Here is a 23,029-nt window from a genome sequence, read left to right on the forward strand (position 1 = left end):
GCGGTGAGGGCGACAGGGGGCGCGCTGGACGGCGCACGCGACAAACCTGATGCCGCAAGGTGTGATTTACGACACTATGTCGACCATGACGTTCGAGCTGCGGCCCGCTACGCCTGACGACTCCCAGGCCATCGAGGTCGTGCGCATCACCACGTGGCGGGTGGCGTACCACGGCATCATGCCGGACTCGTACCTCGACGCGCTCGATGTGCGCCCCGCCGTGGTGCGCAGGCGCGCCGAGGGGATCGCCACCGGTGTCACCGCGGGCGTGGTCGCCCTGCGCGACGGCCGCCTGCGCGGATTCTCCCTGTACGGCGCGAGCCGCGACGAGGGGATCGACGGCATGGAGGTGTACGCGATCTACGTCCTGCCGGACGAGTTCTCCACCGGGATGGGCAGGGCCCTGATGACGGAGAGCGTGGACCGGGTGCGCGAATCCGGGCACACCGAGGTCGGCCTGTGGGTGCTGGCGGACAACGCGCGGGCACGGCGGTTCTATGAGCGGTCCGGATTCACGCTGTCGGGACGGACCAAGGACCTGCCGGACCCGCCCCTGAAGGAAGTTCACTACCGGATGGCGCTCGGAGAGACCGGGTAGGCCGTCCGCGGGGCTCGCCGCAGGTAAGGCGGGCGGGGGCCGGCCACCGCGGCGATGGCCGGCCTGGTTGCCGCTCCTCGAGTCGCCGTGCACCAGTGCGGCCGTCATGTGTCACGCACGCTCATGCGAGCACGTCTCCGACCCGGATCGGCGACTTCTACCCCTGGATCAGGCGCGTCCCGCCCGCCGCTACGTCCTGTAGCGGTAGAGGATCCGGCCGCGGGTGAGGTCGTACGGGCTGAGTTCCACGAGCACCCGGTCGAACGGCAGGATCTTGATGTAGTTCTTCCGGATCTTCCCGCTGATGTGGGCCAGCACCTTGTGCCCGTTCTCCAACTCCACCCTGAAGGTGGCGTTGCGCAGACACTCGACCACGGTGCCCTCGACTTCGATGCCGCCTGCTGCTCTTGCCATATTTCGTACTTCTCCGGTTGGTGACTGGGACGTCGGGGGGACGAAGGCGGTTGACGTCAGCGGAGCACCAGCTCCAGGTTGCTGCCCGCCCGCCGGGCGCCGACGCCCTCGAACAGCGCCGTCGCCGCCGCGTTGGACTCGACCACCTCGGCCGATGCCGTTTCGATCCCGGAGCGGTGCAGCGAGCCCAGCACGTGGGCGAGCAGCGCCCGGGCGATGCCGAGGCGGTGGTGGTCGGAGCGGACGGCGATCAGCCCGATCCGCGGCCGGCGGGCCACCGGTGCCAACCGGACCAGTCCCACGTACTCGTCGGAGCGTGCCGCCGCCGCGTACTTCGACGCATCCGGCACGGTGACGCCGTCCGGGCGGTGCAGCACCTCAGCCGGCATCTCCTGCCACCCGACGGTGGCCTCGACCTCGTCGCGGATCGTGCGGTCCAAGGTGCGCAGAGGGCCCTGCTCCGCCTCGCCGATCGCCACCATCGTCACGCCCGGCGGCGCCGGCACCGAGCCGAGGCCGGTGACCTGCGGGTCGGTGGGCACGAGGTACTCCCACTCACGGCGCCGGGTCGTGAAGCCGGCTCGCTCCCAATGGGACGTCATGTCCACGTCGGCCTCGTCGACCAGCGTGTACAGCGGTTCGGGCAGATCCGCCAGCATCGTGTCGGCGAGCCGGTCGAAGACCGAGCAGTGCCACGCGTCGATGCTGATGAAGATCCGCCCGTCGGGTCTGGGCGAAGCGTCGCCGCGGCCGACCACCCGGTCGTCCGCCACAGCGTGCCATTGCCTCTCCGCGACCCGCGTGGTCACCACGGCATGCTCGTCCATGCCGGAGGTGAGATGCGCAGAATCCATAGGTTGGTGCCCCTTCCGGGATTGCCTCGTCGCGGCGCTCCCGGCGACACCTACGTCAATCGCCCGACCGTGACGACGAGGGGAGCACCCACATCGATCCAGCGTTCATGGGTCTCACCTCCTTGCGTGATGTCACGGTGCGCGGAAGGCTAGCAGCCCGAGCACCGCCCGGTCCAACCGTTTTCCTCTCGACTGCGTCACGTCCCCGCCGGGATGACACCCGTCGATGTCATCCCCGACGAAGAGCTACCGCGCCAGAAGCTGAGCGTCGCCGTTGCCGACGGACCAGTCCGAAGGTCGGTTCTCGGTGAGGACCACGAAGACGTCCTCGCGTCGCACGCCCACGGGCGCGAGGTTGTCGGCGATGTGCCGGTAGAGAGCTTGCTTCATCTCGTCCGTACGGCCGGCGACGAGCGTGATCTCGATGCAGACCACGTCCTGCCGGGCCACGCCGAGGTATTCGGGGTCGAACAGAAAGGCGTCGCGAGCCTGCGTGGTGATCAGTTGGAAGCGGTCTCCCTCAGGAATGCCGACCGCTGTCACCAGCGCACGGTGAACGCCGTCGGCGATTCCGCGCAACTGCTGGTGGTCGAGGCTTTCTGGGGCGGTGATGTGCACGATGGGCATGCGAAGACCTCCTGGCTTTCTCAGTGACAGCCAGCACGCTAGCACGCTGGCTGTCACTGAGAAAGCCAGTAGGATGGGCTCCGTGCATTGGCAGGATCAGGACACCTCGAACTGCAGCATCGGCCGCACCTGGGACATCATGGGCAAGCCATGGGTGCTGCTCATCCTGCGCGAGGTGTTTCGCGGGCTGCACCGCTTCGACGACATTCGCCGCCACCTCGGCATCTCGGAACCGGTCCTGAGCCGGCGTCTCCACGGCCTGGTCGAGGAGGGGGTGCTAGAGCGGCGCCCCTACCGGACACCCGGCAACCGCACCCGGGACGAATATCACCTCACCGAAGCGGGCCTCGAACTGTTCCCGCTGCTCGTCGCCCTCAAAGCGTGGGGGGACCGCCACCTCGCCGGCCCGGAGGGGCCCGCGACGGTCCACGAGCACCAGGGCTGCGGCCGCCCGGTCGTGCTCGAACTCCGCTGCACCGCCGACCACCGCCTCGAGGGCGTCGAAGGCGTCGAGGCCCGAAGCGGCCCGGCCGCGCGAGCGCTGGCCCGCGAATGACACCCGAGGCAGGAGCGCCTGGATCCCTTGAAGATGGCAGGGGCCCGGCTCCCGACCGGGGCGCCGTCACTTCAATGGACGCCCGAAGCTCACGTCATCGACATCGGCAGTACCCGACCGGAGATCGGAGCTCGCGTTCTTGCGCGGCTGTGTCGTGGTCTCCGGCCGCGGCCCGGCGTTCGAGGGCGTCGATTCGTTGTCCATGGATGCGCCGATGAGCCCCACCGGCGGAGGGGCATCGCGATGACCATGCCCGACACTCATGTCGGGCATGGTGCTGAGACCGGCAAGAGGTGGGGCAAGGTGGCTGCGGAAGCGAGCTGCATCATCGTCGGCCATGGACATCGTTCTGTGAGGCTCCGCCCCTCGACCGCCTCGACGTGCTGCTGGAGTCAGTGGGCGCCGGGTATGGCGGCGCCGAGAATGGGGCGGCGAAGGTGCTCAGGAGTGATCACGGCCCCGGTGATCCGGCTGGCGATTGCCAAGGCGGCCGGTATTGGGTTGTCGACGTGGTCGTCGGCGGCCGGATCAATGCCCAGTTCACGGAGATGACGGTTCAGCCCATCGGGATCCGCGCCATGCCGGTGAATGGGAAAAGCGGGGTTGATGTCAGTGACGAGCTCGCCGTCGACGGCGTAACTGAGGTGGTGCTGGGCGGCGTAGTTATGCCGCTTCACTGTCACAGCCTCACGGCCGTCGCCCGACAAGGCGGCCAGAACCTTCCCCTGTGCGCGCCAGCCGCAATCCTCAATGGCGACGGTCCAGTTCCCGATGCGCCTCACAGTGATGATCTCAGGGCCTTCCGGCCGGGAGTAATCCTCGTCAATGATCAGCCGGATGTCCTCGTCCACGGCGCCGAGTCGGTGGAGCACCTCGCGCTCGTCAAGTCCGCGCACGAAGACGATCGTGTAGATCTCTCCGAGCCGACTGCCTTCTTCCCATGCGTAGTCCTCCGGTGACGCACCGGGGGTTCTTGCGGTGGCGCGGACCATCTCGAACGTGCGCGCCTGCTCGAGGACCTCGGGATGGGCGGCGAGGAAGGCCTCGGTGATTTCTCGAGCCATCCGGCCACGCTCACTGACCAGGTAACCGTTCGCTCTCGCCCAGTCCCGGATCTGAGTGCGGCCGAGCTCGGGCGCCTGGTAAGTGACGCGGAGGGGAGTGAAGTCGGCATCGGACATGATCAGAAACTACCGATGGGTTGGATTCCCTGTCTGCCTTGGGCGTCGAAGTGTTGCCATGGTCGCCGGGATGTGGGCACTGTCCCCGAAGGCCTCACGCATTCGGACGGGCTGCGTCGCCCGGCTATGTGGCTTCGTCCGCGAGATGGGGCGCCAGGCGTTCGCGACTCTCGGCGTCACGCTGCCGGCGTCACGCTGCCGGCGCCGCGTGCCGAGATGTTCGTGCGGGCCGGCACCACTTGTAGATCTTGCCCGCCGGTGGAACCGAGCCGGGTGCGAGTGCGCGGGCCTGCCGATGAGCGTCGCCCCCGGCTTCCGGAGCGACGTCACGTGACGAGCACGGCGGTGAGCATCGAGAGATACGACTCATGGGCGAGACGCAGGCTGTCGAGGTCGGACGTCCCGAACCACGCCACAGCGTCGTGCTCGTCCGGCGCGGCGTTGACGGGTGTTCCGGTCCAGCTGTCGACCAACCAGATCTGCATGGCGAACGTCGCGGTCCGGATCGCATGCATCGGCGGGCCGGACGGCTCCGACACCGTGATTCCCAACTCCTCCTGAAGCTCGCGGACAAGGCTCTCTCTCGGAGCCTCCCCCACCTCGACATGACCGCCCGGGAGGTCCCACACGTCGGGATACCGACGGCGTTCGGCGCTTCGATGACACAGCAACACCCGATCGCCGTCGCGAAGAACGGCCGTCACAATCCGGACCGGACCGGGGTCGTCAGCGGAGGTCGTCATCGGCACATTCTGACCCATCCGGATCCGCCGCAGACGAGGCGCGTCCCGCCCCCGACACCCGTCACCGTGCCTGAGCGGTGCGCGCCCGTGCCGGTCATCCAGCCCCGACGCCTTCACCATCTCCAGGGCAGAACCTCCTGTCGTACGCGCCGCCGCCTCCAACGTCGATGGCGCGCTTCCACGTCCGCCGCCGGTTGCCGTGACGGACCGTCCAAGACCCTGGGACGAACCCCCAGAGAAGGCCACGCTCTTGACGAATCAAATGAATGATTTTTTAATTCGCGTATGGGGCGAATCGCGGGTGTCACCGCCGCCGAGACGCGTGAGCGGTTGCTGCAGGCGGCCGCCGAGGTTTTCGCCGAGCGCGGCTACGACGGCACGCGCGTGGCCGACATCGCCGCCGCCGCGGGCGTGAGCAACGGCGCGCTGTACGCCCACTTCGGCTCCAAGGCCGAGTTGCTGGCGGCGGCGCTGCGGGTGCACGGGCGGCGGATGATGGCCGGCCTGTTCGCCGCCGACCCCGACCGGTCGATCACCGAGTTGCTGCTGGTCATCGGACGGTGGCTGCCGCGCCGCCGCGACCCGAGCGGCTACCTGGTGGTGGAGGCGCTGGTCGCGGCGCGCCGGGACGAGGAGATGGCGCGGCCGATGCGCAGCTACGTCGGCGAGCGCGCCGACTGGCTGGTCGAGCTGGTCCGGGCGGCTCAGGAAGGTGGTGAGCTGGATCCCGCCCTGTCGCCGGACGCGCTGGCCCACTTCTGCCTGCTGCTGGCGATGGGCAGCGCGCTGATCACGCCGGAGTTGCACGGCGTGGACGAGACGCAGTGGTCGGACCTGCTCACCCGCCTCGTGGGAGCGCTCGCGCCCCCGGCCACCCGCGCCAAGGACGACACCACGGCGCAGGGCGGCGGCACGGAAACGATGACGGCATCACCGCAGACAGAGCGGAGCACCACGCAGTGAAAGTACTGATCGATCCCGAGCGCTGCCAGGGCCACGGCCGCTGCTACGACCTGGCGCCCGGGCTGTTCGTGGAGGACGACGAGGGTTACGGGCTGGTCGCCGGCGACGGCGGCGTGGCGCCGGAGCAGGAGCAGGCCGCACGCCTGGCGGTGGCGAACTGCCCCGAACGGGCGATCGAGCTCGTCGAGGGAGGGTGAATGTCTGTCGACGACCGTTTCAGTCAGGGCTTCCGCGATGACGGGCCGGAGGAGCCGCTCGGCACGCGCAGCGAGATCGTCACCGGCCCGGTAGCGGACTGGGCGACCGACTTCTCCCATCTGGAGCCGGAATGGGCCGCCGACCCGTACCCGATCCAGGACGAGCTGCGTCAGCGCTGCCCGATCGCGCACACCGACCGCTTCGGCGGCGGCTGGCTGCCGACCCGGCACGAGGACGTCGCGGCCATCGCGTACGACACCGAGCGCTTCTCCTCGCGTTCGATCATCATGAGCAACTTCCGGCCGCCCCGCGACATCGCGCCGATCGGCGGGTCGCCGCCCATCTCGTCGGACCCGCCGTTCCACCATGACGCGCGCAAGCTGCTGCTGCCGGCCTTCACCAAGACCGCCGTCGCCAGGAGGGAGCCCGCGACCAGGGCGTTCTGCCACTCGCTCCTCGACGCGCTGGAGGGGCAGGACGTCATCGACGCCGCCCGCGACTACGCCCAGCACATCCCGATGCGGGTCATCGCCGACATGCTGGGCTTCCCGCCCGAGGACGGCCCCCGGTTCCGCGAGTTCGTCGAGAACACCCTCGAAGGCGTCAACCTGCCGCCCGAGGAGCGCATCGCGCGGATGGACCAGCTCTTCGACTACCTGCTCGTGCAGATCCGCGACCACCTCGACCGCCCCCGCGACGACCTGACGACCTATCTGATCGACGCCGAGCTGTACGGGCAGAAGCTGGATTCGTGGCACGTGGCGGGCACGATGGCGCTGCTGCTCATCGCCGGCATCGACACGACGTGGAGCGCGATCGGCGCGTCGCTGTGGCACCTGGCGAGGACCCCGCGCGACCGGGAGCGGCTGGTCGCCGAGCCGGGGCTGCTGCCGACCGCGATGGAGGAGCTGCTGCGCGCGTACGCGCCGGTGACCATGGCGCGGCTGGTCAAGGAGGACATGCACTGGAACGGCGTCGACATGAAGGCCGACGACTGGGTGCTGCTGTCGTTCCCGGCGGCCAACCGCGATCCGGAGCTGTTCGAGCGGCCGGGCGAGGTGGTCATCGACCGGCAGGTCAACCGGCACGCGGCGTTCGGGCTGGGCATCCACCGCTGCGTGGGGTCGCACCTCGCGCGGATGGAGCTGCGGGTGGCGCTGGAGGTGTGGCTGGAGCGTGTGCCGGTCTTCTCGCTGGCCGACCCTGACGCGGTGACCTGGGCGACCGGGCAGGTTCGCGGGCCGCGCACGCTGCCCGTCCGCGTCGGTTCCTGATCGTCCGAGGACGGGGCGCCCGCCTCGCCGGCGTGGGCGCGCCCGTTCTCGTCCTGATCCTTCCGGTACGTCACCGCCGCCGGACGGTCACATCGTCGTCGTGAAGGCGTGCGTGCCCGAGCCCACCTCCCGAGGGGCCGCTCCCGGCAGGTCCACCTCGGCGACCGTCCCCGGCGGCACGGTCGCGGTGACCGTGAGCGTGCCGCCCTGCCTGGTCCAGGAGACCGACGCCGGGCCGTACGGGGTGTCGAGGCGGGCCGAGGCGCGGGTCAGGTCCCCGCCGGGCCGGGGGGCGACGCGCAGGCGGCGGTAGCCGGGCGCGGCCGGGGCGAGGCCGGCCACGGTGCGGTGCAGCCAGTCGGCCACCGCCCCGAGCGCGTAGTGGTTGAACGAGGTCATCTCGCCCGGGTTGACCGTGCCGTCGGGCAGCAGGCTGTCCCAGCGCTCCCACACGGTGGTGGCGCCCATCGTCACCGGGTAGAGCCAGGACGGGCAGGTGCGCTGGAGCAGCAGCGCGTACGCCGTGTCGTACGCCCCGACCGAGCAGAGCGCGTCGCAGACGAGCGGGGTGCCGACGAACCCGGTGCCGATGCGATGACCGTCGGCGGCGACCAGCTCGACCAGGCGCCGCCCGGCCCGCTCGCGCTGCTCCTGGCCGTCCAGCAGGTCGAAGGCGAGCGCCAGCGCGTAGGCGGTCTGGGTGTCGCAGGCCAGCCGCCCGGACGGGGTGACGAACTCGCGGCGGAACGCCTCCCGCACCTCGGCGGCCAGCGCCGCGTACCGGGCGGCGTCGCCGGAGTGGCCGAGCAGCGCCGCCGCGTCCGCCAGCACGCCGGCCGAACGCGCGTGGTAGGCGGTGGCGACCAGCGCGTGGTCGGTGCGGGCCCGGCCCGGGTCGTCCGGCGGCGCGGCCGGGTCGAGCCAGTCGCCGAACTGGAACCCCGTGTCCCACAGGTGGCCGTCCCCGGCCAGCCCGGCCACCTGGTCGACCCACGCCTTCATGCTCGGGTACTGCCGGCGCAGCGGGCCGAGGTCGCCGAAACGCTGGTAGAGCGTCCACGGCACGAGCACCGCGGCGTCGCCCCACGCGGCGGCGGGCACGGTGTCGAACAGCAGGCCCACCCACGGCACGTAGTGCGGCACCGTGCCCTGCTCCGCCTGGTCGGCGGCGAGGTCGGCGAGCCAGGACGACAGCGGTCCCGCGCAGTCGTACAGGAAGGCCGCGGTGGGGGCGAAGACCTGGATGTCGCCGGTCCAGCCGAGCCGCTCGTCGCGCTGCGGGCAGTCGGTGGGCAGGTCGACGTAGTTGCCGCGCATACTCCACCGGACGTTGTCGTGCAGCCGGTTCAGCAGCGGGTCGGAGCAGTCGAACTCGCCGGTCGGCCGCATGTCGGTGTGGCAGACCACGGCCACGACGCCAGAGGCGGGGTGCAGATCGCCCGGCCAGCCGTCGATCTGGGCGTAGCGGAAGCCGTGCACGGTGAAGCGCGGCTCCCAGGTCTCGGGCTCGGCGTCGCCGCGCAGGGTGTACTGGTCGAGCGCGGCGGCCTGGCGCAGCGGGCGCAGGGCGAGCGCGCCGTTCTCCAGCACCTCGGCGTGCCGGAGCGTGACGGTGTGCCCGGCGGGGCCCTGGACGCGGATGCGCAGGCGGCCGGCGATGTTCTGGCCGAAGTCGAGGATCGTCTCCCCCGCGGGGCCGGTCAGCACCTCGACCGGGGCGAGCGTCTCGATGCGGCGCACAGGCGGGCCGGTCGGCGCGACGAGCAGGGCCGGGTCGTGCGCCAGCGCGTCGGCGGCCGGCCAGGCCGCGTCGTCGAAGCCGGGCCGCGACCAGCCGGACGGCAGCAGGCGCGCGTCGTGCTTCTCCCCGTCGTACAGGCCGGTCGCGGTGACGGGGCCGCGGCCGCAGCGCCAGGTCCCGTCCGTGACCACCACGTCGGTCGTGCCGTCGGCGTAGGCGATCTCGAGTTGGGCGATGAGCGCGGTACGGTCGCCGTACACGTCGGTCTTGCCGCCGCGGAAGCCGATCCGGCCGCGGTACCAGCCGTCGGCGAGGGTGGCGCCGATGGCGTTCCGGCCCTCCCTCAGCAGGGCGGTGACGTCGTGCGTGCGGTAGCGCAGGCGGTGGCCGTAGCTGGTCCAGCCGGGGGCCAGCACGTCGTCGCCGACGACGCTGCCGTTGATCTCGGTCTCGTGGAGGCCGTGGGCGGTGACGTACAGGCGGGCCCGCTCGACGGGGCCGCGCACGGTGAAGTCGCGGCGCAGCAGCAGCGCGGGGCCGTCCGGCACGCCGAGCAGCTCCGGCGGCGGGGCGGCGGCCCGCGCCCGCCAGTCGGCCGGGTCCAGCAGCCCGGCCTCCACCCACGACCAGGGACTCCAGCCGGAGGCCGAGCCGTCGGCGCCGTGCACGCGCACCCGGGCGCCGCGCCGCTCGCGCGAGCCCAGCGGCGCGAAGGGCCAGGGGACGAGCACCGACTCCGCCGACTCGACGCGGCCGCTGGCCGGGCCGTCGCTGAGCTCGATCTCGTACGCCCGCTGCCGCCAGCCGGGCAGGTCCGTGGTCACGGTCCAGGACAGGCGGGGAGCGCTTTCGCCGACGCCGAGGGGGTCGCGGTGGTGTTCGAAGACGGGGGCTGCGACATGCACGAGGGTCACGGGTCTCCTAGCCCTTGATGGCGCCGGCGGTCATCCCGGCGACGATCTTGCGGTTGAAGAAGATGAACAGCAGCAGCGGCGGGATCGTGATGAGCACGATGTCCATGAAGAGCAGGTTCCACTGGGTGTTGTACTGGCTCTGGAAGTTGTAGAGGGTGACCTGCACGGTCGCGTTGTCGTCCCCGGGCGTGAAGTAGAGCGGGTTGACGAAGTCGTTGAAGACGGCCACCGAACTGGTCAGGATCACGGTGATGGTGACGGGCCGCAGCAGCGGGAAGACCACCCGGAAGAACAGCGAGAGCCCGGTGCAGCCGTCGATCATGGCGGCCTCGTCCAGCTCGCGCGGGATGGCCGCGATGAACGCCCTGAAGAGCAGCACCGCGTACGCCAGGTTGAAGGCCACCTCGATGAGGACCAGCCCCGGCATGGTCTTGAACAGGCCGAGCGCCTGCAGCAGCCAGATGGTGGGCACGATCGCGGGCGGGATGATCAGCCCCGACAGCACGAGGAAGTTGGCCACCGAGCCGAGCCGGCCGGCGCGGCGCTGGAGCACGAAGGCGGCCATGGAGGCGAAGACGACGATCAGCGCGACCGACGCCACGGTGACGAGCGTGGAGTTGACGTACGCGCGCAGCAGCACGAAGTCGCGGGCCTCGACCACGTCCACGAGGTTCCGCACGACCGGCCACTCGGTCGGCCAGGCGAAGTCCAGGTCGATGGCCTGCGCCTGGTCCTTGACCGCGGTGAGCAGCATGAGGGCGAACGGGACGAGGAAGATCACGGCGGCCAGCACGAGGGCGATGGCCTCGCCGCCGAACCTGCGCAGGACTCTCATGCGGCCACCTGCCTCTTGCCGAGGACGTAGTTGAGCGGGACGACGATGGCGGTGACGACGATGAACAGCAGCACGTTGCCGGCGGTGGACAGGCCGAAGAAGCCGGCCTGGTACTGCTTGTAGATGATCGAGGCGATGGTGTCGCTGGTGAAGCCGGGCCCGCCGCGGGTCATCGTCCAGATCAGGTCGAACGAGCGCAGCCCGCCGATGAACGACAGGATGACCACCGAGTACGTGGCCGGCCAGGACAGCGGGAGCGTGACGTGGCGGAAACGGTGCCAGGCGCCCCCGCCGTCCACGGCGACCGCCTGGTAGTAGTCGCGCGGGATGGACAGGATGCCCGCGATGTAGATGACGGTGGCGATGCCCACCCCCTTCCACACGTCCACCAGGGCGACCGAGAGCAGCGCGGTGTTCGCGTCGCCGAGCCAGTCGGGGCCGTCCACGCCGACCAGCGCCAGCGCCTTGTTGACCAGCCCGGTGTCGGGCCGCAGCAGCGCCGAGAACGTGATGCCGACGGCGACCGTCGAGACCAGCACCGGGAAGAACACCACCGAGCGCAGGAACCCGCGCAGCCGCAGCTTCGAGGTCAGCAGCACGCCGAGCAGCAGCCCGCACACCACCTTCAGGCCGCTGGTGACGACCGCGTAGAAGAGGGTGTTGACGAAGCCGATGCGCAGGTTCTGCTCGGACAGGAAGTCGCGGAAGTTGTCCAGGCCGACGAAGGTGCTGTCGAACAACGTCCAGCGGGTCAGCGCGAAGTAGAACGCCATCACCGTCGGCACCAGGAAGATCACCAGGTAGACGACGGCGGCCGGCAGGTACAGCGTGTACGGGTAGGCGGAGCGCCGCCTGGCCCGCTGCTGCTCGGCGGCCGCGCCGGGCTCCAGGCGGGGCCCGGCGTGCTGCTTGGTCACCACCCCGCGAGCCCCAACTGCTTGGCCTGCTTCTCCACGTCCTTGTCGTACTGGGCGGCCCCTTCAGCGGGCGGGGTGAGCCCGGAGCCGACCGCGACGGTGATCTGCTCCAGCGACGGGCCCTTGACCGGCGAGACGAACTCCAGCGCGGGCGCCGTCGCGCCCTTGTCGATGTAGACCTGCAAATCCTTGGCCACCTGCACGGCGTCGTCCGGCAGCTTGGCCCCCTCGACACGGTACGGCCCCGCCGGCTGCACGGCCTTGTTGACGGCGTCGGCAGCGGCCGGGGAGGCGACGAAGGCCAGGAACTTCTTGGCCGCCTCCAGGTTCTCGGTCGTCTTGGGGATGTAGACGCCGGCCGGCTCCCAGACGGTGGCGCCGTTCTTGGCCGGGTCGGTGCCCGGGATGCCGAAGAAGCCCAGGTCGGTGGCGGCCTGCGGCATGCTGGCGACCAGCGGCGGGACCTGCGCGCTGAGCATCGGGTAGTGCGCGCCCTTGCCCTCCACCAGCAGCTTCATGCCCTGGTCGGCGGTGGCCGAGCCGAAGCCCTCGTTGAGGTAGCCCTTGGCGTGCACGTCGGCCAGGTGCTGGAAGCCGGCCGTCGCGGCCGGCGTGGTGGCGAACTTGGCCTTGCCCGCGGTGTAGTCCTGCGCGAAGTTCGGCACCGCGGCCTGGACGTTGTAGTAGTCGCCGAGCACGAACAGTTGCGAGGTCCAGGTGTCCTTGAACGTGGAGATCACCGGGGCGATCCCGGCGGCCTTGATCTTCTCGTTGTTGGCCATGAACTCGTCCCACGTCGTGGGCACCTTCAGGCCGAGCTTGTCGTACACCTTGCGGTTGTAGAGGATGCCGCCGCCCATGGCGGTGCCGGCGGGGACGCCGTACACCTTGCCGGCCTGGGTGACCACCGGCAGGAAGTCCTTCTGGACGTGCTGGAGCACGGGGTCGCCGGTGAGGTCGACGAGGGTCTGGGACGGGTTGAGCGCCTGGAGCAGCGACCCGGAGTTGTACCAGAACACATCCGACATGTCGCCCGTCGAGAGCCTGGTCTTGACGATGTTGTCGCCCTCGCTGCCACCCGGTCGCGTCTCCGTCTCGATCTTGATGGTGGGGTTGGCCTGCATGAACGCGTCCGTCAGCGCTTTCGCGGTGTCGACGGTCGCCTGGCTGTTGTCGACGAGGAACTTCAGGGTGACCGTGCCGTCGGCGGCGGGCTCGCCGCCCGAGCCGCAGGAGGTCAGTGCGGTCATCGCGAGAACGGCCAGGGCCGCTCCCAGCGCGCGGTGAGAGGTCTTCACTACGCCCCTCCGGGTCCGTTGAATCGTTTTAACGCCCCCCGATGCGGCTAACGTAAGCGCTCGTGCGGGCCGCGTCAAGGCTCGATTTGAGGAACGATCCTCGATCGTGACCCTGTGTGGGACGGCTGGAAAGGAGTGTCAGAGCGCTCGGGATGGGTATCGTTATCCATCGCGGAGGCGGCCGGGACCTCGTACAATCGGGTCGCGTCGAGTCGAACGGGGTGCGCCAGGATGGTCACGCGCGACGGGCGGCGGCGGGTGACGATCAGCGACGTGGCCAGCCACGCCCAGGTCTCCACCACCGCGGTGTCCAAGGTGCTGCGCAACGCCTATGGAGTCAGCGAGGCGATGCGCGCCAAGGTGCAGGCCGCCATCGACGAGCTCGGCTACCGCCCGCACGCCGCGGCCCGGGCCATGCGCGGGCGCACGTTCACCATCGGCGTGGTGCTGCCGCACATCAGAAACCCGTTCTTCGCCGACATCCTCGACGGCTTCGACGAGGAGCTCGCGGCCGCCCGCTATCAGGCCATCATCGTCCAGGGCGGCAGCTCGGACGCCGCCGCCGAGAGCCGCGCGCTCGACGCCCTGGTCGACCGGCAGGTCGACGGCATCCTCATCGTCGCCCCCGTCATTCCCAGGGCGCGGCTGGAGGAGATGGCCAGGAACACGCCCACCGTCGTGCTCGGCCGCCACGACCGCTCCGCCGTCTACGACTCCGTGCTCGACGACGACGAGGTGGGGGCCGAGCTGGCCGTCGAGCACCTCATCGCGCTCGGCCACCGCCGCATCGCGCACATCTCCCAGAAGGGTCTCGGGCCGTCCGTCGCGCTGCTGCACACCATCAGGGCCAGGACGTACGAGCGGGTGATGGCCGAGCACGGCCTGGCCGAGCACATCGCCGTCGTCGCCACCTCCTACACCGAGGAGGGCGGCTACCAGGCCGCCCGCGAGCTGCTGGCCCGCACCCCCAGGCCCACCGCCGTGTTCGCCGGCTCCGACCAGGCCGCCTTCGGCGCGCTCGCGGCCGTCCACGAGGCCGGGCTCGCCGTGCCGGGCGACGTCTCCGTGGCCGGCTACGACAACGCGCGGGTGACCGCGCTCGCGCACATCTCGCTGACCACCATCGACCAGGACGGCGCCATCATGGGCAAGACGGCGGGGCGGCTGCTGCTCGAACGCATCGGGGGCCGCACCTCCTCGGTGCGCTTCTCCGTGACGCCCACCCTGGTCGCCCGCCGCTCCACAGCCCCGCCCGCCATCAGGTGAACATCGCCCCGCCGGGCCAGTTCTCGCCCCAGATCGGCTGGTCGGGGTCGGCGGGGGGCAAGGTGGACAGCATGGCGGCCACCAGGGCCCACTCGGTGAGCTGGACGTTGCCCGCCATGAGCCGCAGCCCCCCGGCGATCCTCTCGTGTGCCTCGAACAACCCCGCGACCCCGGCCATCACCTGGCCGGTGACCGCCTCATATCCCGAACCGCCGCCACCGCCCTTGGCGAAGGTCACGCCCTCCGGGCCGTCGCCCCAGAAGTTCCCGATCGCCTCCAGGTCGCTCGCCGCCGCCGCGACGAACCTGCCGAGCTCGTCGTTCTCGATGTCGAACGCCCGGGCCGCCGAGTCGAACACCGGCTGATGGATCTCCACGTCGTCCTCTCACCCCGCCGGCTTGTGCGCCATGGTGAAGTACAGCAGCACCCTGCCGAGGGTCTCTTTCCACGTGGGCACGAGGTCCGCGCCCTCCTGGCCGTTCATGGCGTCGTACGCGGGACCGTACCCGAACGAGCCGCCGGCGAGCCGGCCGAGGAAGTTCTGGACCTCCGGGTTCGAGCTCACCTTCCCGGCCAGCGGCGCGGCGGCGTCGAACGCGCCGTAGAAGGCCATCGAGGCGGCGAACTCCTTCAGCGCCTGCGTCGCGTTCGCCCCCAGCGAGCCGACGTCGTCGCCACGCAGCGCCTTGACGCCGGCCACCACCCCCACGTCGCCGAGCGCGAAGAAGGCGCTGCCGATCGAGTACTCGGTCAGCTTGGCCAGCACGATCCTGGCGATGCTGTGCTCCAGCAGCTTGGCCAGCAGGCCCGCCTGCGCCCGCCGCATGAGGAACTTGCTGATCTCGTGCGCCAATCCCGCCTGCCACGGGAAGGTGGTGATGTAGATGAAGCTGGCGAAGTTCGCCCAGGCGAGTGTCCAGTACGCGTGCCGCGCCGTCTCGATCACGTCGGCGAACTCGGCGCAGGCCGCGCTGTTCTGGCGGCAGCGGCGGGCGAGCTCGGCGGGGTACCCGCCCTCGGGGGTGCGGGGGTAGAGGCCGGAGGTGACGGCCCTCTTGTAGGCCTCCACCCCGTCGCCGGCGCTCTTGCGCCACACCGACTCGGCGGCCGGGAACGTCCTTCCCGGGCTCTGCTCGATGCGGTCGGCCAGCCGGGCCCAGACCGCGGCGGCCTGGCGGGCCTTGCCCGGATCGCCTTTCGGGTAGTCGACGGCGAGCATCTTGAACACGAAGCCGGCGATGCCGAGGGCGCCGAAGCCGTAGATGCCGGCGCGGCTGGGATTGATCCTCATCGTCGCCGTACCTCGTCGTCCAGTACCGTGTCGGCGATGAACGGGGCCATCAGGTCGCTCGACCCGCGCTCGGCGTCGCGTACCGCCTCGGCGGCGGCCTCGAGGATGGCCTCCGCCAGGTCGGCGGAGCCGAGCCGCATGGCACGCGGATCGATGGTGAGCCCGGCGAGCGCCCCGGCCGGCGTCACCTCGGCCACCACCCGCCCCTCAGCCGCCTCGCCCCGCCCCCTGACGGCGGCGATCTCGTCGCTGAGCCGCTCCAGCGCCGCCACGTCCTGTTGGAAGCTCTCCAGCAGTCTGCCGAGTTCCTGGTCGCCGTCGGGGTTGAAGGGATCGGCCGGTGAGGTCATTCGGATCTCCTGACATGTCCGTATTTTGATGATCAAACCAGGAGAAAATTCTGGTTATTCCGATGTGAGTGATCAACGTTCGTTGACATCCTCCCCCTCGTGAACGAGGGGGATTCCAACGGCAACTACCTCACGAGGAGGAGGTCGCGTTGAGGTTCGCGGTTCACCGGCCCGCGCAGCGGCGTGCCTCCCCGCGCAGACACGGCATGCCCTGCCGCGTGTGCGATGTTCCTGGCCGCGTTCACGTCGGCATTGCAGGCGTATCCGCAGGATCGGCACCGGAAGTCGGCTTGGCTCTCGCGCGCCTTCCGGGGTCCACGACTCCGCACGCCGAGCACCGCTGACTCGTGTACGCGGGGTTGATCTTGACGATGCGGCCCGGCGCTTTGTGCTCCAGCCGCTCCACGAGCCGGCCCCATCCGGCGGCCAGGATGCCCCGGTTCAGGCCCGCTTTCTGGCGGACGTTGCGGCCGGGCTCGGCGATAGTGCCGCGCGCCGACCGGGTCATGCCGGAGATCTTCAGGTCTTCGACGGCGATCACGTCGAAACGCCGGGCCAGGCCGGTGCTGGTCTTCTCCACCCAGTCCTTGCGCCGGTCCGTCTCGCGCGCCTTCAGCCGGGCGATGGCGGCCTTGACTTTTCCGCGCCGGTTCGACCCGCGCTCGGCTCTGGCCAGCTTCCGCAGCAGCCGCAAAAGCCGCGCCTTCTCCGTGCCGCGCAGGCCGGGTACGTTCAGCATCTGGCCGGTGGACAGGGCGGCGCTCACGGCGACGCCCCGGTCCACACCGACAGTCTCGCCCGTGCCCGGTGCCGGGATCGGCTCAGGGACGGCGGCGAACGCCACATGCCAGCGTCCGGCACGGTCACGGGTGATGCGGAAGGACTTCACACCTTCGGGGATGGCGCGGGACCAGCGGAACCGCACCCACCCGACTTTCGGGATCCGCACCTCGCCGACGTTGCGGGACAGGCGGCGCAGATCGCCGGGCTTGACGGCGACGATCCGGAACCCCTCACCCTGCCCGCGCTTACGCCAGGTCGGCCTGCGGTGGGTCCCGGCGAAGAAGTTCGACATGGCCTGCGCGAAGTCCTTCAGCGCCTGCTGCTGGACGATGATCGACCCGGCCCGCAGCCACTCGTTCTCGGCGCGCGCCTCGGTGAGCTGGCGGCACTGCTCGGCGAACCCCGGCGCGCTCTTGCGGCCCGGCTTCCAATGCTCGTGCTGCTCAACCGAGAGATTCCATACGAACCGGGCATGCCCGCAATGCTCCAGCAGCGCCGCCTCTTGGGCAGGCGTGGGCTGAAGCCGGTAGCGGGACATGCCGATCAACCTACCGACCGCTACCGACAGAATTGGAAGACCAGCATGCCCAGCCGTTCCACGTTTCCTGCCCGCCCTGAAGGACGGGGCATCCACGCTGTAGGTGCTTGGTGAACCTGGTGACCTCCGTGCCCATGACCAGCGCGCCGCCGCTGACGGAGACGCTCCGGCCGCCGGAGGACGCGCGACCTTCCCGCCGCCGGCGTCCCTGAGCTGGAAGACCGAGCCGGTCGCGGCCAGCCGCACCCGCGCGGCGGCCTCCAGATAGCGGCCCGACGCGGTGTCCTTGAGCGCCACCCCGCCCTCGCGGGGCTCGGCGGTCATGACGAGGCCGCTCATCGCGGGCCGCTCCGAAGCGCGCACGACGCCCTTCCCGTCCACCGTCAGGTACGGCGCCCGGAAAGTGATCAGCCTGTCAAGGGCCCTTCCAGGCGGCCCGACGCGCCCTCTCACCACCGCCCGGCCGATCTCCACCGCCGGGAGTCGTGATCGCGGGGCTCAAGGGTGCAATCATGGCGTTCGTATGAGCACCGATGGGAACCCGGCAGCGGAGGACGAAACACGCGCGGAGCCCCCGCGCCGGTCACGGCCGCTGCGCGGCCTGCGCATCGTCGAGCTCTCGACGTACGTGGCCACCCCGCTGGCCGGGATGACGCTGGCGCAGCTGGGCGCCGACGTGATCAGAATCGAGCCGATCGGCGGCGCCCCCGACCGCACCCGCTGGCCGCTGACCGGGAGCGGCACGAGCCTCTACTGGTCGGGCCTCAACAAGGGCAAGCGCGCCATCGAGGTCGACCTGTCCTCCGCGCGGGGCCGCGACCTCGTAGCCGAGCTGGCCGTCCGGAGCGGGATCGTCGTCAGCAACTCCGAGCGCCACCCCGAGCTGGGCTTCGAGGCGCTGCGCGAGCGCCGCCCCGACCTCATCCACGTGCTGCTCACCGGCCGCAGGGACGGCGGGACGGCGGTCGACTACACCGTCCAGGCGGCCACCGGCTTCCCGCTGCTGACCGGGCCGGAGGACTCGGCGAACCCGGTGAACGCCGTGGTGCCCGCCTGGGACCTGACCGCCGGCCTCTACCTGGCCACCGGCCTGCTCGCCGCCGAGCGCCACCGCCTGCTGACAGGCGAGGGCCAGCAGGTACGGATCGCGCTGGAGGACGTCGCCCTGGCCACCGCCGGCAACCTCGGCTACCTCGCCGAGGCGCAGCTGAGCGACACCCCGCGCGAGCGCTGCGGCAACCACGTCTACGGCACCTTCGGCCGCGACTTCGCCACCGCCGACGGCGGGCGGGTGATGGTCGTGGCGCTCACCGTCCGCCACTGGCGCGACCTGCTGGCCGCGACCGGCCTGACCGAGGTGGTCGCCGCGCTCGCCGCCGCGCTCGGCGTCGACTTCACCGAGGAGTCGGAGCGCTACCGGCACCGCCGGGTGCTCGGCGAGCTGCTCGCGGGCTGGTTCGGGGCCCGGCCGCTCGCCGAGGCCGAGTCCGCGCTGGGCGCCACCCGCGTGCTGTGGTCGGCGTACCGGAGCTTCGCCGAGCTGGCCGCGCTGCTGCCCGCCAACCCGCTGATGGCCAGGCTCGTCCAGCCCGGCGCCGGCGAGCACTGGGCGCCCGGCTCGCCCGTGGTGATGGACGGCGAGCAGGCGCCTCCCGAACCGGCTCCGCTGGTCGGCCAGCACACCGCCGAGGTGCTGCGCGACCGGCTCGGGCTGTCCGCCGCCGACCTCGCGAAGCTGCGGCGGGACGGCGTCATCCGGGACGCCGGCGGGGCGCCGGCCGCGACGGACCACACAGAGAGGAGCTGATCCACATGGCGTTGCTCACCGGCAGGACCGCCGTCGTGACCGGCGGCGCCCAGGGCATCGGGCGGGCCATCGCCGAGGTCTTCGTCAGGGAAGGCGCGCGGGTCGTCATCGGCGACCTCGACCCGCAGGCCGCCGAGGCGGCGGCCAAGGAGCTCGGCGGTCCCTCGGTGGCCCGCGCCGCGGCGTGCGACGTCACGGTCGCCGCCGACGTGGACGCCCTTCTCGGGGCCGCGCTGGACACCTTCGGCTCCCTCGACGTCATGGTCAACAACGCCGGCATCACCCGCGACGCGACGCTGCGGACGATGACCGAGGAGCAGTTCGACCAGGTCGTGGACGTGCACCTCAAAGGCACCTGGAACGGCACCCGCAAGGCCGCCGCCATCATGCGCGAGCGGAAGCGCGGCGCCATCGTGAACATCTCGTCGCTGTCGGGGAAGGTCGGCATGGTGGGCCAGACCAACTACTCCGCCGCCAAGGCCGGCATCGTCGGGCTGTCCAAAGCCGCCGCCAAGGAGCTGGCCCACCACGGCGTGCGGGTCAACGTCATCCAGCCGGGCCTGATCCGTACGGCCATGACCGAGGCGATGCCGCGCAAGGCGTGGGACCAGAAGATGGCCGAGATCCCGATGGGGCGCGCGGGCGAGCCGCACGAGGTCGCGACCGTCGCGCTGTTCCTGGCCTCCGAGCTGTCGTCGTACATGACGGGCGCGGTGCTGGAAGTGACCGGCGGGCGGCTCATGTGAGCTGGGAGCCGCGCACCGTCACCACCACCGAGACGCTCGACCCCCATCCCGTCGCGGCGCTGTCGGCGCTGCTCGACGACGGCCTGCCCGCCCCCGGCCCCGGGGACGCCCTGCCGCCGCTGTGGCACTGGCTCGCGCTGGCCCGCTGGCCGCGCTCGTCGGAGCTCGGCCAGGACGGGCATCCGGCGCGCGGGTCGTTCCTGCCGCCCGTGGAGCTGCCGCGCCGGATGTTCGCGGGCGGCGAGGTCGCCTTCCACGCCCCGCTCGCGGTGGGCGGCACGGTGCGCCGCGAGTCGTCCGTGGCGTCGGTGACCGAGAAGTCGGGGCGCTCGGGGCGGCTGGTCATCGTGGCGGTCGCCACCCGGCTGTACGACGAGCGGGGCCGGCTCGCGATCGAGGAGCGGCAGGACCTCGTCTACCGCGAGGCCGGCCCTTCAGGCGTGCCCGGGGAAGGGCTTCCGGGCGTGCCCGCGCAAGGCAGTTCCGGCGTGTCTGGGGAAGGGCCTTCCGGCGCGGCCGCAGACTGGCCTTCCGGCGTGGCCGCGTCCGGCCCGGCGGGTGCGCCGCTCACCCGGGCCGGGGCGTGGGCGTGGGATCTCGCCACGGATCCGGTGCTGCTGATGCGGTTCAGCGCGGCGACCTGCAACCCGCACCGCATCCACTACGACTGGCCGTACGTCACGGGCGTCGAGGGCTATCCCGGCCTGGTGGTGCACGGGCCGCTGATGGCGCTCGCCCTCGCGGAGGTGCCGCGCCTGGAGGGGCACACGGCGCTGGTCAGGCGGCTGCGCCACCGCAACCGCAGCCCCCTGTTCTGCGGCCACCCGGCCCACCTGCGCCGCGCCCACCCCGCCGGACCGCCCACCCTGGAACCGGCCGAGCCGCCCACTCTGGGACCGGCAGGAGCGCCCACCCCGGATCCGTCCCGGCCGCTCACGCTCGGCGTGTTCGGGCCGGGCCCCGAACCGCACAGCACCCTGACGATCGAGTGGGAAGGGGGCGGGGATGCCTGACGCGGCCGGTCGCGCGCGGGCCGTCGTGGACGTGCTGCGCGCCGTCGTCGCCGGTGCGGCGGAGCGGGAGCCGGGCCAGGCCGTCGCCTACGACGTGGCGTCCGTCTCGTCGGCCGTCGCGGCGGCGGCCGAACTGCTCGGCCACGACCCCGACCTGGCCCTCCTGTTCGCCGCCGACGTGGCCGCCGACCTGGCCGGCCGGATGAGCGGAAGGGAGGCGCTGTGGGGCGCCGGCCGCACGGCGCTCGACGGCGTCGCCGAGCACCTCGCCGCCGGGCGCGACCCGGCCTTCCTGGAACGGGTGGCCGACCGGGTCATGGCCACGCGCGAGGCGGGGCCGCGGCACCTGTCCGCCGAGATGGAGCTGGTCCGCTCCGCCTTCCGCGAGTTCGCCGAGGACCGGATCGTCCCGGTCGCGGACCGCATCCACCGCGAGGACGGCGACATCCCCGCCGACATCATCGAGGGTCTCGCGGACATGGGCTGCTTCGGCCTGTCCGTCCCGGCCGCGTACGGCGGCGTGGCCGACGGCGACGACCTGCTCGGCATGGTCGTGGTGACCGAGGAGCTGTCGCGAGCCTCGCTCGGCGCCGCGGGCTCGCTCATCACCCGCCCGGAGATCATGACGACCGCGATCCTCCGGGGCGGCACCGACGAGCAGAAGGAGCGCTGGCTGCCGGCGATCGCGTCGGGGCGGAAGCTGTGCGCGGTGGCGGTGACGGAGCCGGACCACGGCTCGGACGTCGCCTCGATCACCACCGGCGCGGTCCTGGACGGCGACGAGTGGGTGCTGGACGGCGTCAAGACCTGGTGCACCTTCGCCGGCCGTGCCCACCACCTCCTCGTGCTGGCCCGCACCGGACCGGTCGGCCACCGCGGCCTGTCGCTCTTCGTGGTGAACAAGCCGTCCTTCACCGGTCACGAGTGGCGGGTCGCCCAGGAGGGCGGCGGCGGCATCGAGGGGCGCGCCATCCGCACGCTCGGCTACCGGGGCATGCACTCGTTCGAGGTGCGCTTCGACCGCTGGCGGGTCCCGGCGGGCGACCTGATCGGCCTGGACGAGGGCGTCGGCCGGGGGTTCTACCTGCAGATGCAGGCGTTCGCCAACGCGCGCCTGCAGACCGCCGCCCGCGCTGTCGGCGTCATGCAGTCGGCGCTGGAGCTCGCCGTGGACTACGCGCGGCAGCGCCAGGTCTTCGGCCGCTCGCTGGCCGCCTACCAGCTGACCCGTACCAAGATCGCCAGGATGGCCGCGCTGGTCGCCGCCTGCCGGGCCTTCACGTACGCGGCGGCCCGCGCCGTGGCCGCCGGTGACGGCGGGCTGGAGGCCGCCCAGGTCAAGCAGCTCGCCTGCCGGGCGGCCGAATGGGTCACCCGGGAGGCGCAGCAGTTGCACGGGGGCTACGGGTACGCGGAGGAGTACACGATCTCGCGGCTGTTCGTGGACGCCCGCGTGCTGTCACTCTTCGAGGGCGCCGACGAGGTGCTCGCCCTGCGCGTCATCGCCCGCCGCCTGTCCGGAAAGTGACCCTCCCACCCGGCAGGACGGGCGACCACGGGACGGACGAGCGGTCCGGGTGACGGCCGCCGGCCGGAAACCGGATTGATCGGGGCCGCGGCCGGATGCGAGCATCCTCGGATGGACGAGCAGGGAACAGAGGAACTGCAGAAGATAGAGGAGAACGTCAGCCTCGCCATCGACCACCTCGGGCCGCTGAGCGACGTGGACTTCGGCCTCAACCGGGAGTCCGTCGAGTGGGTCGACGGCTTCATCGAACGCCAGCGTGCCCAGTCGGGCTTCGACGCGGAGCGGGCCGACGGGCTGGTGGGCGTGCTCGGCTCGTTCCTCGGGGCCTGCCTCGTCGCCGCCACGGGCGGCCGGTGGCACCGATCGGGCGACCACGGATGGGGCGTGCTCCTTCCGGACGGCAGCACGGCGTTCCCGTTCACGAAGGTCCGCAAGCAGTTCCGTGACGGGGGTGATGAGGGCGAGTCGATCGCCGCCTTCTACCGGGTCGCGGTCGACTTCATCGCCACGGGGAGGATGCGGGAGGCACGCGAGGGCGGGCGGCCCGAGGATGCCGGGCGGCCTCAGGAGGCATGACGGACGCGGTGGTAGAGC

Annotated in this window: 26 protein-coding genes; 11 read left to right on the forward strand and 15 right to left on the reverse strand. The window is 71.4% G+C overall.

Annotated features, from left to right (window positions below; genetic code table 11):
• Positions 1–85 precede the first annotated feature (85 nt).
• Positions 86–598, forward strand: a complete 513-nt coding sequence (locus FH608_RS17305; RefSeq protein ID WP_193318468.1) for a GNAT family N-acetyltransferase — start codon at positions 86–88, stop codon at positions 596–598.
• A 189-nt stretch (positions 599–787) separates the two neighbouring features.
• On the opposite strand, the gene infA is transcribed toward FH608_RS17305, so the two are convergent.
• The 3 genes from infA to FH608_RS17320 form a co-directional block, all read right to left on the reverse strand.
• Positions 788–1,012, reverse strand: a complete 225-nt coding sequence (infA, locus tag FH608_RS17310; protein ID WP_139631566.1) for a translation initiation factor IF-1 — start codon at positions 1,010–1,012, stop codon at positions 788–790.
• A 56-nt stretch (positions 1,013–1,068) separates the two neighbouring features.
• Positions 1,069–1,866: a GNAT family N-acetyltransferase gene (locus FH608_RS17315; protein ID WP_139631567.1), complete on the reverse strand. Its 798-nt coding sequence runs from the start codon at positions 1,864–1,866 to the stop codon at positions 1,069–1,071.
• A gap of 246 nt (positions 1,867–2,112) precedes the next feature.
• Positions 2,113–2,493 (reverse strand): tautomerase family protein, encoded by a 381-nt coding sequence (locus FH608_RS17320; protein ID WP_139631568.1) that lies wholly within the window; start codon positions 2,491–2,493, stop codon positions 2,113–2,115.
• Between the two features lie 82 nt (positions 2,494–2,575).
• Between FH608_RS17320 and FH608_RS17325 the strand changes: the two genes are divergently transcribed.
• Complete coding sequence (locus FH608_RS17325) at positions 2,576–3,049, forward strand: winged helix-turn-helix transcriptional regulator (protein WP_226899630.1); 474 nt, start codon at positions 2,576–2,578, stop codon at positions 3,047–3,049.
• A 66-nt stretch (positions 3,050–3,115) separates the two neighbouring features.
• Here the strand turns inward: FH608_RS17325 and FH608_RS17330 are convergent, their stop codons facing one another.
• From FH608_RS17330 to FH608_RS17340, 3 genes are all read right to left on the reverse strand, one after another.
• Positions 3,116–3,388 (reverse strand): hypothetical protein, encoded by a 273-nt coding sequence (locus tag FH608_RS17330; RefSeq protein WP_139631570.1) that lies wholly within the window; start codon positions 3,386–3,388, stop codon positions 3,116–3,118.
• Positions 3,389–3,441: 53 nt separating this feature from the next.
• Positions 3,442–4,230, reverse strand: a complete 789-nt coding sequence (locus FH608_RS17335) for a DUF6461 domain-containing protein (RefSeq protein WP_139631571.1) — start codon at positions 4,228–4,230, stop codon at positions 3,442–3,444.
• A gap of 326 nt (positions 4,231–4,556) precedes the next feature.
• Positions 4,557–4,973 carry an NUDIX domain-containing protein gene (locus FH608_RS17340; protein ID WP_139631572.1) on the reverse strand — a complete coding sequence of 139 codons (417 nt, stop codon included), beginning with the start codon at positions 4,971–4,973 and terminating at the stop codon, positions 4,557–4,559.
• Positions 4,974–5,258: 285 nt separating this feature from the next.
• On the opposite strand from FH608_RS17340, the gene FH608_RS17345 reads away from it, so the two are divergent.
• From FH608_RS17345 to FH608_RS17355, 3 genes are read left to right on the forward strand one after another with little or no spacing between them, the layout of a single operon-like run.
• The gene (locus tag FH608_RS17345; RefSeq protein ID WP_139631573.1) at positions 5,259–5,936 is read left to right on the forward strand and encodes a TetR/AcrR family transcriptional regulator; all 678 of its coding nucleotides are present in this window, start codon (positions 5,259–5,261) and stop codon (positions 5,934–5,936) included.
• The gene (locus tag FH608_RS17350) at positions 5,933–6,133 is read left to right on the forward strand and encodes a ferredoxin (RefSeq protein WP_139631574.1); all 201 of its coding nucleotides are present in this window, start codon (positions 5,933–5,935) and stop codon (positions 6,131–6,133) included. The genes FH608_RS17345 and FH608_RS17350 overlap by 4 nt, the downstream gene beginning before the upstream one ends.
• Positions 6,134–7,408 carry a cytochrome P450 gene (locus FH608_RS17355; protein WP_139631575.1) on the forward strand — a complete coding sequence of 425 codons (1,275 nt, stop codon included), beginning with the start codon at positions 6,134–6,136 and terminating at the stop codon, positions 7,406–7,408.
• A gap of 87 nt (positions 7,409–7,495) precedes the next feature.
• On the opposite strand, the gene FH608_RS17360 is transcribed toward FH608_RS17355, so the two are convergent.
• The 4 genes from FH608_RS17360 to FH608_RS17375 are packed head-to-tail and all read right to left on the reverse strand — an operon-like array spanning position 7,496 to position 13,113.
• Entirely contained in the window at positions 7,496–10,063 is a 2,568-nt protein-coding gene (locus FH608_RS17360) for a glycoside hydrolase family 78 protein (protein WP_226899631.1), read from the reverse strand.
• 7 nt (positions 10,064–10,070) lie between these two features.
• On the reverse strand, positions 10,071–10,898 hold the full coding sequence (locus FH608_RS17365; RefSeq protein ID WP_139631576.1) for a carbohydrate ABC transporter permease: 828 nt from the start codon (positions 10,896–10,898) through the stop codon (positions 10,071–10,073).
• Positions 10,895–11,815, reverse strand: coding sequence for a carbohydrate ABC transporter permease (locus FH608_RS17370; RefSeq protein ID WP_226899632.1), 921 nt, complete (start codon positions 11,813–11,815; stop codon positions 10,895–10,897). Before FH608_RS17370 ends, FH608_RS17365 begins: the two co-directional genes overlap by 4 nt.
• Entirely contained in the window at positions 11,812–13,113 is a 1,302-nt protein-coding gene (locus tag FH608_RS17375) for an ABC transporter substrate-binding protein (protein WP_226899633.1), read from the reverse strand. Before FH608_RS17375 ends, FH608_RS17370 begins: the two co-directional genes overlap by 4 nt.
• 231 nt (positions 13,114–13,344) lie before the next feature.
• On the opposite strand from FH608_RS17375, the gene FH608_RS17380 reads away from it, so the two are divergent.
• A complete protein-coding gene (locus tag FH608_RS17380; protein WP_139631577.1) occupies positions 13,345–14,379 on the forward strand; it encodes a LacI family DNA-binding transcriptional regulator in 1,035 nt (344 codons plus the stop codon).
• Here FH608_RS17380 and FH608_RS17385 read toward each other — a convergent pair.
• From FH608_RS17385 to FH608_RS17400, 5 genes are all read right to left on the reverse strand, one after another.
• Positions 14,372–14,755, reverse strand: coding sequence for a hypothetical protein (locus FH608_RS17385; RefSeq protein WP_139631578.1), 384 nt, complete (start codon positions 14,753–14,755; stop codon positions 14,372–14,374). The two genes, FH608_RS17380 and FH608_RS17385, sit on opposite strands and share 8 nt — an antisense overlap.
• Positions 14,756–14,764: 9 nt before the next feature.
• The gene (locus FH608_RS17390; RefSeq protein WP_139631579.1) at positions 14,765–15,670 is read right to left on the reverse strand and encodes a WXG100-like domain-containing protein; all 906 of its coding nucleotides are present in this window, start codon (positions 15,668–15,670) and stop codon (positions 14,765–14,767) included.
• Positions 15,667–16,020, reverse strand: coding sequence for a YbaB/EbfC family nucleoid-associated protein (locus tag FH608_RS17395; RefSeq protein WP_139631580.1), 354 nt, complete (start codon positions 16,018–16,020; stop codon positions 15,667–15,669). The genes FH608_RS17390 and FH608_RS17395 overlap by 4 nt, the downstream gene beginning before the upstream one ends.
• 125 nt (positions 16,021–16,145) lie before the next feature.
• The gene (locus tag FH608_RS53840; RefSeq protein WP_264372906.1) at positions 16,146–16,358 is read right to left on the reverse strand and encodes a transposase; all 213 of its coding nucleotides are present in this window, start codon (positions 16,356–16,358) and stop codon (positions 16,146–16,148) included.
• A complete protein-coding gene (locus tag FH608_RS17400) occupies positions 16,262–17,680 on the reverse strand; it encodes an RNA-guided endonuclease InsQ/TnpB family protein (RefSeq protein WP_264372907.1) in 1,419 nt (472 codons plus the stop codon). The genes FH608_RS53840 and FH608_RS17400 overlap by 97 nt, the downstream gene beginning before the upstream one ends.
• Before the next feature lie 184 nt (positions 17,681–17,864).
• Between FH608_RS17400 and FH608_RS17405 the strand changes: the two genes are divergently transcribed.
• The 5 genes from FH608_RS17405 to FH608_RS17425 all read left to right on the forward strand — a co-directional run bounded on the left by FH608_RS17405 (position 17,865) and on the right by FH608_RS17425 (position 23,011).
• Positions 17,865–19,148: a CoA transferase gene (locus FH608_RS17405; RefSeq protein ID WP_139631581.1), complete on the forward strand. Its 1,284-nt coding sequence runs from the start codon at positions 17,865–17,867 to the stop codon at positions 19,146–19,148.
• Positions 19,149–19,153: 5 nt separating this feature from the next.
• Positions 19,154–19,894: a 3-oxoacyl-ACP reductase FabG gene (gene fabG / locus FH608_RS17410; RefSeq protein WP_139631582.1), complete on the forward strand. Its 741-nt coding sequence runs from the start codon at positions 19,154–19,156 to the stop codon at positions 19,892–19,894.
• Positions 19,891–20,907, forward strand: coding sequence for an FAS1-like dehydratase domain-containing protein (locus tag FH608_RS17415; protein WP_139631583.1), 1,017 nt, complete (start codon positions 19,891–19,893; stop codon positions 20,905–20,907). The genes fabG and FH608_RS17415 overlap by 4 nt, the downstream gene beginning before the upstream one ends.
• Positions 20,900–22,435, forward strand: coding sequence for an acyl-CoA dehydrogenase family protein (locus tag FH608_RS17420; RefSeq protein WP_139631584.1), 1,536 nt, complete (start codon positions 20,900–20,902; stop codon positions 22,433–22,435). Before FH608_RS17415 ends, FH608_RS17420 begins: the two co-directional genes overlap by 8 nt.
• A gap of 111 nt (positions 22,436–22,546) precedes the next feature.
• Positions 22,547–23,011: a hypothetical protein gene (locus FH608_RS17425; RefSeq protein WP_139631585.1), complete on the forward strand. Its 465-nt coding sequence runs from the start codon at positions 22,547–22,549 to the stop codon at positions 23,009–23,011.
• Positions 23,012–23,029 lie beyond the last annotated feature (18 nt).

Origin of the sequence: Nonomuraea phyllanthi (genome assembly GCF_006334985.2) — a bacterium.
Taxonomy (GTDB): domain Bacteria; phylum Actinomycetota; class Actinomycetes; order Streptosporangiales; family Streptosporangiaceae; genus Nonomuraea; species Nonomuraea phyllanthi.